Genomic DNA, 12,533 nt, shown 5'->3' on the forward strand with positions numbered 1-12,533 from the left:
TCGGCTGCGAGTCCTACAAGCCGAGCAACCTCAGCCTCCTGCTCTGCCACTAGCCCGTTCACACCCCCAAGAAGTGAGGTAATCCCATGGTTCTTCTCGACCTCCAGACCCTGGAAGCTCCCGGCGGCGGCCACGGCGGCGGCGGTGGCAGCACCCTGACCGTCCTGGGCTGCGAGTCCTACAAGCCGAGCAACCTCAGCCTCCTGCTCTGCCACTAGTGGACCGGGTGCCCGGGACGGCCAGCGACGGCGGCCGTCCCGGGCACCGCCCTTTCCCCCAGGAGGACCGAGCCAAGGAGGAGCGAGCGGTGCGGACGGCAGATCGGCTGGTGCTCCAGACCGTACGGCGTGGCGGCCCCTGGCTGGGCGTCCTCGCCCTCACCTCCGTCGCCGGCTCCGTCGCGGAGCTGGCACTCCCCGCCGTGCTGGGCAGGACGGTCGACAGTCTCGTCGCGTCCGAGCCCGCGAGCGGGACCTGGCTGGGCGTCTGCGCCGCGATCGTGGTCGTGGCGGTGGTCTGTGACACCCTCGGCGTCTGGGGCGCCGGAGCCGGCGGCGCCCAGGTCTCGGCGTGGCTCCGCCACCGGATCCTGCGGCACGTCCTCGGGGTCGGCCCCGCGATGACCCGCCGGTTCCCCGAAGGCGACCTGGTCACCCGGATAGGCGTGAACGCCGAGGAGGCCGGACGCGCGCCGGAGGCGATCGTCACCGGGGCGGCGCTGGTCATCCCCACGGCGGGCAGCATCGTGGCGCTCTCCCTCATCGACTTCTGGCTGACCCTGACCCTGGTCGCCGGCCTCGCCCTCATCGCGCTCGTGCTCCGGGCGTTCTTCCACGCGACCACCTCGATCGCCGGCGGTTACCAGGAGGCCCAGGGCGACATCGCCGCCCGCCTGGTCGACGCCCTCGCCGGAGCCCGGACGATCGCCGCGGCCGGCACCGCCGCCCAGGAGAAGTCGCGGGTGCTCACCGCGCTTCCCCGGCTGCGCGCCCACGCCATGGACATGTGGCGGGCCAACGCCCGAGCCGGCGTCCAGGCCGGCGCCGTGGTGCCGCTGCTGGAGGTGGCCGTGCTGGGGGTGGGCGGCCTGCGCCTGGCGGCCGGCGACCTCACGGTCGGCGAGCTGTACTCCGCCGCCCGTTACGCCGTGCTCGGCGCCGGCCTCGGCGCCGCGCTGAGCTACGTCAACCGGCTGACCCGGGCCCGCGCGGCCGCCGGCCGGGTCGTCGAGCTGATCGGCGAGAGTCCGAGAACGTACGGCGGCCGGCCGCTGGGCCCCGGACCCGGCACCCTGGAGCTGCGCGGCGTCGCCGCGGACGGTCTCGGCGACGTCGACCTCGTCGTCCCCGGCGGATGCTCGGTGGCCGTGGTCGGCCGGTCCGGCAGCGGCAAGTCGCTGCTGGCCGCCCTCGCCGGCCGCCTGGTGGACCCTCTGCGCGGAACGGTCTGCCTCGACGGCGTGCCGCTGCCCGCCCTCTCCCCCGAGGCGCTGCGCCAGGCCGTCGGCTACGCCTTCGAGCGCCCCGTCCTGGTGGGCGACACCGTCGCCGACGCCATCGGCCTCGGCCTCGACCGCCCCGCCCCGGAGGTCGTGCGCGCGGCCGCCCGCGCGGCGTGCGCCGACGCCTTCGTCCGGCGGCTCCCGCTGGGATACGACACCCCTCTGGAGGAGGCTCCGATGTCGGGCGGTGAGAGACAGCGGATCGGCCTGGCACGTGCCTTCGCGCACGGGGAACGCCTGCTCGTCCTGGACGACGCCACCTCCAGCCTGGACACCGTCACCGAGCGGCAGGTCAGCGGGGCGCTCGCCGGCGAGCTGCGCGGCCGTACGCGGCTGATCGTGGCCCACCGGGTCGCGACCGCCGCGGCGGCCGACCGGGTGATCTGGCTGGACGGCGGCCGGGTGCGCGCCTACGACAGGCACCGCGTGCTGTGGGACGACCCCGGCTACCGCGCCGTCTTCCAGGTGGACGCCCCGTGAACCGGCCGATCCGCCGGGCGCTGCGGCGGGATCCGTACCAGCTGATCCGGCTCGGCGTCTGGTCCGTCGCGGAGACCGCGCCCGCCCTCATCATCGGCCTCGCCATCGCGCGGGCGATCGACGAGGGCTTCGCCGCCGGACGGCCGGGCACCGGCTTCGCGTGGCTGGCCGTGCTCGCCGGCGCCTGGCTGGTCGCCGCGGCCGGCGCGCGGCAGGTCGTGCTGGCCGTCGCCTCCATCGTGGAGCCGTTCCGGGAGGATCTGCTCGGCCATGTCGTCGAGAGCACGCTGAACCGGTCGGCCGTGTCCGGGCGGGGGCCGGACACGGCGGCGGTGGCCCGGTCGAACCTGCAGGTCGAGCTGGCCCGTGACGCCTTCGCCTCCGTCATCACGGTCGTCAGGTCCTTCGTCTTCACCGTGGTGAGCGTGGTGCTCGGCCTGACGGCGCTGATACCGCAGGTGCTCGTGCTGGTGCTGCCGCCGTTCGTCGTCGGCCTCGGCCTGTTCCTGCTGTCGCTCCCGGCCCTGGCCCGGCGGCAGCGGGCGTTCCTCCTGGCCGACGAGCGCACCGCCCAGGCGGTCACCGCTGTCACCGGCGGGCTGCGCGACATCGCCGCCTGCGTGGCGGGCGACCGGGTGGCCGCGCGGGTCGGCCGGCAGGTGACGGAGCAGGCGGGCGCGGGGCGCTCGCTGGCCAGGGTGACCGCCCTGCGCACGCTGTCACTGGCGGTGGGGGGCTGGCTGCCGGTCCTGCTCGTGCTCGCCGGCATCCCCTGGCTGCTGCGCCAGGGGGCCGGGGCCGGGGTGATCCTCGGCGCGCTGGCCTACATCACGCAGTCGCTGGCCCCGGCGCTCGGCAACCTCGTGGAGGGCCTGGGCATCAGCGGGGTACGGCTGCGCGTCTCGCTCGGCCGCATCCTGCGCTCGGACGATCCCGCCCGCCCGGCGACCGGACGCGACACCGCCCGCGACGCGGGGGTCGGGCTGCGCGGGGTGACGTTCGCCTACGGACCGCACGCGGAACCGGTGATCTCCGATCTCGACCTGTCCGTCCCCGACGGGGACCACATCGCCGTGGTGGGGCCCAGCGGCATCGGCAAGTCCACGCTCGCCGCGCTCGTCACGGGCGTGCTCCGGCCGGACGCGGGGCAGATCATGGTCGGCGGCGTGCCCGCCGACCGGCTCGACCCGGCCCACCGGGTGCTCATCCCCCAGGAGGCCTACGTCTTCCGGGGTTCGCTCATGGAGAACCTCACCTACCTGGCCCCGGCGTCGCGGGACGCCGTGGACGAGGCCGTGACGGCGGTCGGCCTGACCGCCGTGGTGGAGCGGCTGGGCGGCTACTCCGCCGAGATCCGTTCCGGCCTGCTGTCGCCGGGCGAGCGCCAGCTCGTCGCCCTGGCCCGCGCCTACCTGACCCCGGCCCGCCTGGTGATCCTCGACGAGGCGACCTGCCATCTGGACCCGGTGGCCGAGGCCCGCGCGGAGGAGGCGTTCGCCCGCCGCGACGGCACCCTTCTCGTCATCGCCCACCGGCTGACCTCGGCGCTGCGCGCCCGGCGGATCCTCGTCATGGACGGCACGAGCGTCCGGCTGGGAGGGCACGCCGAGATGCTCGCCGCCTCGCCGCTCTACGCGGACCTGGTCGGCCACTGGAACCCCACGGACACGCAGGAGCTGGTGCCATGATCTACCCTCCCGCCGAGCGGCAGCCGATCGTCGACCACCTCCACGGCCGTGCCGTACCCGATCCCTACCGGTGGCTGGAGGATCCGTCGAGCCCGGCCACGCGGAGCTGGCTGGCCGCCCAGGACGAACTGTGGCGCGGCCACGCCGCCGCGCTCGCCGGGCGTGACGGGTGGCACGCCCGGGTCGCCGAGCTCACCGGCGTCGGAACGGTCAGCCCGCCGGTCTGGCGCGGGGAGCGCCGGTTCTTCGTGCGCCGTACGGCCCGGCAGGAGCACGCGGTGCTCTACACCACCGGGCCCGGCCAGGCCGAGCAGGCGCTGGTCGACCCGGTGGAGCTCGACCCCAGCGGCCTGACCACGCTGGACCAGTGGCAGCCCGGCCCGGACGGCGGGCTGCTGGCCTACCAGCTGTCCCGGAGCGGCGACGAGCGGTCGGAGCTGTACGTCATGGACGTCGGCACCCGGCGGATCGTCGACGGCCCCATCGACCGCTGCCGCTACGCGCCCGTGGCATGGCTGCCGGACGGGAAGGCGTTCTTCTACGTCCGCTCCCGCAAGGTGTGCCTGCACCGGCTCGGCACCCCCGCCGAGCAGGACGTGGTGATCTGCGGTACCGACCGGTCCTACGGCCTGGGGATCAGCCACGACGGCCGCTGGCTGACGGTGTCGGCGGCGGCCGGCGGCGGCAACGACCTCTGGCTGGCCGACCTGGCCGCCTCCTCCCCGGAGCGCCCCGCGCTGCGGGTGATCCAGGAGGGGACGGACGCGGTGACGGCGCCGGCCGTCGGCCCCGACGGGCGCCTGTACCTCCTCACCACCATGGGCGCGCCCCGGGGCCGCCTGTGCGTCGCCGACCCGGCGCGTCCCGAGCCCGAGCACTGGCTCGACCTGGCCGGCCCGGATCCGGAGGCGGTGATCGGCGACTTCGCGATCCTCGGCGGCTCGGTGCTCCTGGTCGGCTGGACCCGGCACGCGGTCAGCGAGATCAGCGTCCACGACCTGGCCACCGGCGAGCCACGCGGCCAGGTGCCGCTGCCCGGTCTCGGCTCGGCCGGGCGGATGTCCACCCGGCCCGGAGGCGGCCACGAGGTCTGGTTCACCTACACCGACAGCGTCACCCCCGGCAGCGTGCACCGCTACGACGCGCGCACCGGCCGGACCACGCTCTGGGCCGCCGCGCCCGGCGCCGCCGAGGTGCCGCGGCTGTCGGCCCGCAGGATCGTCTACCCCTCGGCGGACGGGACGCCGGTGCGGATGCTGGTGCTGGCACGCCCGGGGACCGGCCCCCGGCCGACGATCCTGTACGGCTACGGCGGGTTCGGGCTCTCGCTGACCCCCTCCTACTCCAGCTACATCCTGCCCTGGGTGGAGGCCGGAGGGGTCTTCGTCCTCGCCCAGCTGCGCGGCGGCGGCGAGGAGGGCGCGCAGTGGCACCGCGCCGGGATGCTCGACGGCAAGCAGAACGTCTTCGACGACTTCGTGGCGGCGGCGGAACGGCTCATCGCCGACGGGTGGACCACCGCCGCGCAGCTGGCCGCCTGCGGCGAGTCGAACGGCGGGCTGCTGGTCGGAGCGGCGGTGACGCAGCGGCCGGACCTGTTCGCCGCGGCGGTCTGCTCGGCCCCGCTGCTCGACATGGTCCGCTACGAGCGTTCCGGCCTGGGCCCCTCATGGCGCTCGGAGTACGGCTCGGCCTCCGATCCGGAGCAGCTGGGCTGGCTGCTGGGCTACTCCCCCTACCACCGGGTCAGGGACGGGGTCGACTATCCGGCGACGCTGCTGACCGCCTTCGGCGGCGACTCCCGCGTCGACCCCTTCCACGCCCGCAAGATGTGCGCGGCGATGCAGGGGGCGACCTCCGGTTCCCGGCCGATCCTGCTGCGCCACGAGAGCGACGTCGGGCACGGGGCACGGGCCGCCAGCCGGGCGGTCGGGCTGGCGGCCGACATGCTCGCCTTCCTAGCCGCGCACACCGGTCTCACGGACATCCCGTGGCGACCGTGACAGGGGACCGGGGCCGCCCCCGTCCGGCGCGGACGGCGCTCGCGGGCCTTCACCCCCGCTCCGACGAGCGGAGCACCGGTCCGCCGTCCCGGTAGCGGATCAGACCGATCTCCCTCACGTCGTCCGGCCACAGCCAGCCGGCCTCACGGGCGATGGTGACCGCCTCCACCCGGGTCCGGGCGCCGACCTTGGCGAGGATCCGCGACAGGTAGTTGCGGACCGTGCCGCCGGACAGGAAGAGCCGGTCGGCGATCTCCCCGACCGGCGCCCCCTCCGCCGCGGCCTTGAGGACCTCCAGCTCACGGGTGGTGAGCGGGTTCTGCCTGGCGTTGAGCGCGGCGACGGCGAGCTCGGGGTCGACGACCCGCTCCCCGGCGACCACCCGGCGCACGCACTCGGCGAGCTGTCCCGCCGGGGTGTCCTTGACGACGAACCCGCGCGCCCCGGCGTCCAGCGCCCGCCGTAGCGCCGCCGGCGTCGCCAGCCCGGTCAGGATCACCGCCTTGCACGCGGGGAGCCTGCGGTGCAGCTCCGCCGTGGCGGACAGGCCGTCGGTGCCGGGCAGGCCGATGTCGACGAGCGCGACGTCGGGCCTGTGGACCAGGCACGAGGGCACCACGTCGTCACCGTGCCCGACCTCGTCGACCACCTTGATGTCATGCTCGGCGGAGAGCAGGGCGACCATCGCTCCACGGATGAGATGCATGTCCTCGGCGATCAGGACGCTTATCACCGGTCGTCTCCCCTTTTTCGGTGAGCCAGTCGTGCCTCCCGGGCCACGATCACTACCCCGGGCAGTCGGACGACTACCCTGGATAGCGGAGTTAATCATCGGAGCACCGATCCGGACGGGAAATCGCGGTCCTGCCGGGCAGTGTTCCGCCGCTGCGCCGTACCCCTCGGTGCGGGATCCTCCTGGCGGATGTCCGGAACCCCGGCGGACACGCTCCGCCGCACCCCTCGTCGCGGGATCTTCCTGGCGGGTGTCCGGAACCTCGGCGGGCACGGCAGGCGGGCATGACCGTATTGCCATGATCATCCGGTTCGCCGATGATGAGGGTCGTGTCCGCCGCGCCGGAATGAGGGCCTGTTGCTCTACAACCCGTTCGACCACGCGCTGCAAGAGAACCCCTACCCCACCTACGCGCGGCTCCGGGACGGAGCGCCGCTCTACCGCAACGACGACCTGGACTTCTGGGCGCTGTCCCGGCACGCCGACGTCAACGCGGCGTTCCGCGACCCGGCCCTGTTCTCCAGCGCCCACGGCGTCACCCTGGAGATGTGGGACCCGGACGCGTCCGCCCTTGTGGGGTTCCTGGCGATGGACCCGCCCCGCCACACCCGCATGCGGGCGCTCGTCTCCCGGGGCTTCACGCCCGCCCGCGTGGCCGCTCTGGAGCCCGCCGTACGCGCGGTCGCCCGCGAGCGCCTGGCGCCGGCGCTGGAGGCGGGGACGTTCGACTTCGCCGAGGTCGTGTCGGCGATCCCGGTGTACGTCGTCTCCGAGCTGCTCGGCGTCCCCAGGGAGGATCGGGCGGAGATGCTGCGCCTGACCGAGATCCTCATCACCCGCTACGACGGCGACACCGGGATACCGCAGACGTTCTGGGAGGCCGCCGGCGCGCTGACCGCCGCCTACAAGGAGCTGATCGCCGAACGGCGGGCCCGGCCGCACGGCGACCTCGTCAGCGCGCTCGTCCTGGCCGACATCGACGGGGACCGGCTCGGCGACGACGAGATCGTCGCCGTGCTGTCGCTGATCGGCGTCGCGGGCAACGAGTCGGTGACCAAGCTGGCGGCGAACGCCTGGTACCAGGCCTGGCTCCACCCCGGTCAGCGCGCGATCGCGTGGCAGGGGGCCATCGCGGCATGGGTGGAGGAGACGCTCCGCTACGACGGGTCCGCGCAGATGGTCGCCCGCCGGCTCACCCGCGACACCGTCCTGCACGGCACGACGGTCCCGGCCGGCGCCCGGATGGTGCTGCTCGGCGCGTCCGCCAACCGCGACCCCCGCGTCTTCCCGCACGCGGACCGCTACGACCTGACCCGCGACACCGGGCAGGCGCTGGCCTTCGGGTCCGGCCCGCACTTCTGCCTCGGGGCGGCCCTGGCCCGCCTCCAGCTCAGGGTAGTGCTGGAGGAGCTCGTCGCCGCGGTGGAGGGCTACGACGTCGACGAGACGGGCATCGAGTTCGTGCACTCGCCGAACCTGCGCGGCTTCCGCGCGTTGCCGACCACGGTCACGCGCCGCTAGCGCTCTGTTCCTCATCGGAAGCGCGCTTCCCCGCTGACCCGGGATGCCGGGAGCGGGGAAGGCCCCCCTGGCGGCCTCGGGTTCTCGGCCGCCTGTTCGCGACTCCCGCTTTCGCGCCCCCCGCCGAGGAACGTCGCACCGGGAACCGGCCGGCAGCGCTCCGGCGTCCCCGCCGGCGTGCTCGGGGCCGCGGTCACGCCCCGGCGGGGAACCTGCCGACCCCGCCGTACAGTCCCGTGGGAGCGGGATCGGCGGCGGTGGGACGCCACAGCGCCAGGTCGACCAGGCCCGGCTCCAGCAGTTCGAAGCCGGCGAACAGGTCGGCGATCTCCGCGCGGGTGCGCACGTAGGCCTGCGAGGCCTTCCGTATCTGCTCCTTGCGGTCCTCCCATCCCTCCACCCCGCCGTGGGAGATCGCCAGGAAGCTCCCCGCGGGCAGGGCGTCCCGGAAGGTTCCCACGATCCGCGCGGGGTCGTCCTCGTCGGAGACGAAGTGCAGCAGCGCCACCATCAGCAGGCCGACCGGCTGGGACCAGTCGATGAAGTCCCGCACCACGGGCTCGTCCAGGATCCTCTGCGGCTGCGTGGCGTCGCCGCCGACGACGCGCACCCTGTCGGAGCCGGCCATGAGCGCGCGGGCGTGCGCCAGGACGATCTCGTCGTGGTCGACGTACACGACACGCGTGTCGGGCGCGATCGCGTGGGCGATCTCGTGGACGTTGCCACTGGCCGGCAGCCCCGCCCCGATGTCGAGGAACTGTCGGATTCCCTGGTCCACGAGGTGGCTCACCACCCTGCCGAGGAATCTGCGGTTCTCCACGAACGACCTGCGCACGTCCGGGCTGAGCTCCAGGATCCGGCGCGCGGCCTCGCGGTCGGCGGGGAAGTTCTCCCGTCCGCCGATCATCCAGTCGTAGACGCGGGCCGGGTGCGGCTTGGACGTGTCGAAGTTCACGCGTGACCACCTTTCGCTGTCGGGGGGCGGGGGCGGTGGGCGCCACAGTAGTGCTCAGCGGGGGCGCCGGTCTCCGTCTCCGGATGCGGCCCGTCGGGACGGAAGGCCGCTCACGCCAGGCAGCGGAGTCTGTCGCGGACCTGCGTGAGCACGTCGGCCGTCTGCTGCGGCATGCACGCCACCACCGTCAACCTGGCGAACGCCTCGTGGTAGCCGTCGGCGTCCGGGCCGTCCAGCACGAAGTCGTTGTTGAACTGGTGGACCGAGACCACCGGGTCCATGCCGGGGATGCGGAACATCGTGAACGGCGCCGACCTGGGCAGGTAGGACGACGCGAGCCTCGTCACCTGCAGTGTGACGTGCGGCTGCTTCGACATGCCGATCAGATGGCTCAACTGGTCGGCCTGGACCTGCGGCCCGGCGATGCACCGCAGCAGCGCCGCCTCGTCGACGACCGCCCACAGCGTCGGCCCGTTCTCCCGGGCCAGCGCCTCCTGCCGTCGCACGGTCGTCTCCACCGCCCCCTCGACGAGGTCCGGCGAGGGGAAGGGGTTCTGGGACACGCGGACCGCGGCCGCCGCGTACTCGGCGGTCTGCAGCAGCGGGGGGACGAACTGGAGCTGGTAGGTGCGGATCAGCTCCGCGCGCTGCTCCAGGCCGAACGTCGCCGACACCCACAGCGGGATGGCGGGCAGGTCCCACCAGCCGGGCCCGCGCTCGCCGCGGGCGATCGACAGGATCGCCTCCCGCTGGAAGCGGGCGGTCACGCCGTAGAGGGTGAGCAGCGCTTCGACGTCGTCGAGTGGGGTCTCAGTCTCGGCGACGCCGTTCTCTATGGACGTGACCACCCGCTCATCGACGTCGACCATGTCCCCGGCTTGCGCCGGAGACAGCCCGCGCGCCTCCCGCAGGAGCCGCAGCCGCTCGCCCAGAACAGCGCGCTGGCCGACATCGAGCTTTCCGACGAGGCGCGGCGGGTTCTCCTCGATGTCGGGGAGGACCTGACCGCTGTCGCCGGAAGAGAAAGGGCTAGGGATGTCATCCCCCACAAGCCATCCCACAGGCACCCGGAGCAGCACGGCGAGCGCCGTGAGCTGCTCCAGGGTCGGATTGGTCCGCTGGCCCTTGCTCAGCTGGTGAATGTAGACGTGAGTGGTCTGCACTCCCGCGTCGGTGACGGCTCTCGCTGCCCTCCGGGTGGAGTAGCCGCGGTGACGCAGCGCCTCCCCCAGCCGCTCGGCGAGACTCGCCACGCATACCTCCTGTCCGGGAACGACCGTGTACGTGACGCGAGAAGCTCAGGATACGCGCGTTAACCCTCAGTTAACAGCCCTAATCTCAGATGGTTCGGCGCGACGGCGGACCCGTGCCCGGAGCGTCAGCGGCCGCGACCGGAGAAGGGCTCCCCGCGGGACACCGCCGGCGTGACGGGGCGGCCGAGGAAGCGGGAGACGTCCTCGGCCTCCCCCTGGACGGGGAGCCGTTCCGCCTCGAACGGGGAGACCATGAGCGTGGGGCCGTTCAGGCTCCAGGTGCCCCGGATCACGCCGTCGACCAGCACCGTGGGACGCAGGATGCCTCCGCCGGGATGCACCGCGCGGGCGTGGGCGTCGGCCAGGACGCCGGAGCGGGTGCGCCAGCCCAGGAGATACTCGTCGAAGGCGGGCAGGAGCCGTACGGCGTGCGGCGCCGGCGCGCCCCCGGTCCCTGCCCCGCCCCCGGTCCCTGCCCCGGTCTCAATTCCGGTCTCGGCCTCGGGCGCGGTCCCTCGCAGGCGCCCGCCTCCCCCGGGCAGCTCGTCGAGCGAGCCGGCGATCAGCCGCCAGCCGGTCCAGGCGTCCCTGAGCGGCAGGCCGGACCAGGCGGCCAGGTCGGCCGGCGTGGCGGGGGCGTGGGCGCGCAGATAGCGGCGGGCGAGTTCGGCCAGGGAGCGATCCCGGTCGAGGGAGGAGGCCACCGGGGCGCCGAGCCAGTCGGCCGCGTGCACGTAGGTCGGCTTACCCGCGCCGGACGCCCCGCCCCGCCTGCCGGGGCCGAGGACGACCAGGCCGTGGGCCGCCCCCAGGGCGGCCAGGTGGACGATCGCCTGGCCCGTGGCGGGGACGCCGTCCGCGGACAGCCGTTCCCCAAGCTCGGCCTTCGTCAGCGGCCCCTGCCCTTCGAGAGCCCGCACGACGGCCGGGAGCAACGTCTCCGGCGACCCGGCCACCCCCTCCTGGCCGATCCGGCGGATCGCGTCGCGCGCCAGCGCCGGGCCGGACAGGGAGGTCAGCCAGCCCAGGTCCTCGGGCAGCATGTAGTGCAGGGTGCCGCGCGGCCCCCAGGCGCGGACGATCGAACGCTCCCGGACGGCGGCCTCGACGTCCTCCCGGGTCAGGCCGGTCGAGCGGACGCGGAAGGCCAGGGCCGCCGCGGTGACGTCCTGGGCCTGTACGGCCAGCAGCCGCCCGACGAGGCCGGGCACTCCCAGGGGAGCGGGCCGGTGCAGCGACTGCGCCGCCAGCCGCTCTCTCCAGAGGTCGCTCATGCCGCCTCCCGCCCGCCCGCGAGCGCGCCGCGGGGTCCGGGCGGCGGAGCCTGATCCGGGCCGGGAGCGCCCTCCGGCCTGGGGATGCTCACCCGTCACCCACCCCGCGTGCCGAAACGAAACCGCTCACTCCCCCGTCCACCGGGTTACCCTAGCGTGCCGGTGACGACCGTCGCAGTGCCGCCGTCCAGGCGGCGTACGGGCCGGGATTGTCGCGCGCAAGCCTTACGGTAGGGCGCGTGCCAGAGACGAACCACGAGATCACCCTCGACTCGGCCCTCACCGAGGAGGCCGTGCTCGCGACCTACCGCCGGATGTTCGCCGCGCTCGCGCGCGACAGCGGCGCCGTGGTCGACGAGCCCGCGCTGGTCGACATCGCCGAAACGCTGTTCGCGGCGTTCGCCGAGGCCGGTGAGGAGTGGCTGACCCACGAGCAGATGCGCCACGTCTGCCGGGCCTACCCGCTCGACCAGTTCGAGAACCGGCTGCGGGTGCTCAAGGGCCTCGGCGCGATCCGCGAGGTGTTCCCCAAGCCCAACCAGCTCCGTTACCGCGCGTCGTTCACCAGCGTGGTGGGGCTGATGTTCATCCGGCGGATGATGGACGACGGCGGCCAGTCGGAGATGCACCGGCTGCTCGCGCTCGAGGACCTCAACGTCGCCGACCCCCGCACGACCATGGAGGAGGCCCGCCTCAGCGCCCAGAACCTGTCACGGGCGTTCCGGCTCTGGGCGCTGGAGCTGATCACGCTGACCGGCGGCACCATCGAGGAGCTGCGCGAGCAGGCCCCCAAGCTCTGGGGCACCGAGGAGATCGCCCGCAGGGCGCAGAGCCTGCACGGCACGATCCTCACCCGCTGGCCGGATCTCGACCGCACCTGCACCGAGCTGCGCGCCGCCATCTACTCCTACAGCGACGCCTCCCGCCGCGCCGCCGGGCGCCTGGCCGACTCCGCCGGCACGACCAGGAACCTGACCCTGCTGCCCGCGGAGACCTGGCGCACCTTCGCGCAGACCGCCAGCAAGGAGCGCCTCGCCGCCGTGCTCGACGGGTTCGTCTTCGACGCCCCCGCCCCCTGGCACGACCCCGCGGCGATCGTCCGGGCGGTGGACGAGAGTCCCCGGC

At 74.2% G+C, this 12,533-nt stretch carries 10 protein-coding genes; 6 read left to right on the top strand and 4 right to left on the bottom strand.

From position 1 onward, the window contains the following. Positions 1-86 precede the first annotated feature (86 nt). The 4 genes from CA984_RS36875 to CA984_RS36890 all read left to right on the top strand — a co-directional run bounded on the left by CA984_RS36875 (position 87) and on the right by CA984_RS36890 (position 5,672). The gene (locus CA984_RS36875) at positions 87-218 is read left to right on the top strand and encodes a SapB/AmfS family lanthipeptide (RefSeq protein ID WP_012892884.1); all 132 of its coding nucleotides are present in this window, start codon (positions 87-89) and stop codon (positions 216-218) included. Between the two features lie 89 nt (positions 219-307). Then, entirely contained in the window at positions 308-1,981 is a 1,674-nt protein-coding gene (locus CA984_RS36880) for an ABC transporter ATP-binding protein (RefSeq protein ID WP_086578029.1), read from the top strand. Next, positions 1,978-3,669: an ATP-binding cassette domain-containing protein gene (locus tag CA984_RS47440; protein WP_207621178.1), complete on the top strand. Its 1,692-nt coding sequence runs from the start codon at positions 1,978-1,980 to the stop codon at positions 3,667-3,669. The genes CA984_RS36880 and CA984_RS47440 overlap by 4 nt, the downstream gene beginning before the upstream one ends. Further along, positions 3,666-5,672 carry a prolyl oligopeptidase family serine peptidase gene (locus tag CA984_RS36890; RefSeq protein ID WP_086578030.1) on the top strand — a complete coding sequence of 669 codons (2,007 nt, stop codon included), beginning with the start codon at positions 3,666-3,668 and terminating at the stop codon, positions 5,670-5,672. Before CA984_RS47440 ends, CA984_RS36890 begins: the two co-directional genes overlap by 4 nt. A gap of 49 nt (positions 5,673-5,721) precedes the next feature. On the opposite strand, the gene CA984_RS36895 is transcribed toward CA984_RS36890, so the two are convergent. Continuing rightward, positions 5,722-6,405 (bottom strand): response regulator transcription factor, encoded by a 684-nt coding sequence (locus CA984_RS36895; protein ID WP_086578031.1) that lies wholly within the window; start codon positions 6,403-6,405, stop codon positions 5,722-5,724. A gap of 357 nt (positions 6,406-6,762) precedes the next feature. Here CA984_RS36895 and CA984_RS36900 point away from each other — a divergent pair, with 357 nt between their 5' ends. Continuing rightward, positions 6,763-7,926 (top strand): cytochrome P450, encoded by a 1,164-nt coding sequence (locus CA984_RS36900; protein WP_031164357.1) that lies wholly within the window; start codon positions 6,763-6,765, stop codon positions 7,924-7,926. 193 nt (positions 7,927-8,119) lie between these two features. Here the strand turns inward: CA984_RS36900 and CA984_RS36905 are convergent, their stop codons facing one another. The 3 genes from CA984_RS36905 to CA984_RS36915 all read right to left on the bottom strand — a co-directional run bounded on the left by CA984_RS36905 (position 8,120) and on the right by CA984_RS36915 (position 11,408). Continuing rightward, entirely contained in the window at positions 8,120-8,881 is a 762-nt protein-coding gene (locus CA984_RS36905; protein ID WP_086578032.1) for an SAM-dependent methyltransferase, read from the bottom strand. Positions 8,882-8,991: 110 nt separating this feature from the next. Continuing rightward, positions 8,992-10,134 (bottom strand): helix-turn-helix domain-containing protein, encoded by a 1,143-nt coding sequence (locus CA984_RS36910; protein WP_086578033.1) that lies wholly within the window; start codon positions 10,132-10,134, stop codon positions 8,992-8,994. Between the two features lie 125 nt (positions 10,135-10,259). Further along, positions 10,260-11,408, bottom strand: a complete 1,149-nt coding sequence (locus tag CA984_RS36915) for a winged helix DNA-binding domain-containing protein (RefSeq protein ID WP_086578034.1) — start codon at positions 11,406-11,408, stop codon at positions 10,260-10,262. A 239-nt stretch (positions 11,409-11,647) separates the two neighbouring features. On the opposite strand from CA984_RS36915, the gene CA984_RS36920 reads away from it, so the two are divergent. After that, a partial coding sequence (locus CA984_RS36920) for a hypothetical protein (protein WP_086578035.1) occupies positions 11,648-12,533 on the top strand: 886 nt, incomplete at its 3' end.

It is taken from the genome of Streptosporangium minutum (assembly GCF_002149035.1).
GTDB classification, from domain to species: domain Bacteria; phylum Actinomycetota; class Actinomycetes; order Streptosporangiales; family Streptosporangiaceae; genus Streptosporangium; species Streptosporangium minutum.

Bases quoted from the DNA above. Each gene is read 5' to 3' on its own strand.
- CA984_RS36875 (WP_012892884.1), top strand. From the start codon at position 87: ATGGTTCTTCTCGACCTCCAGACCCTGGAAGCTCCCGGCGGCGGCCAC.
- CA984_RS36890 (WP_086578030.1), top strand. From the start codon at position 3,666: ATGATCTACCCTCCCGCCGAGCGGCAGCCGATCGTCGACCACCTCCAC.
- CA984_RS36915 (WP_086578034.1), bottom strand. From the start codon at position 11,408: ATGAGCGACCTCTGGAGAGAGCGGCTGGCGGCGCAGTCGCTGCACCGG.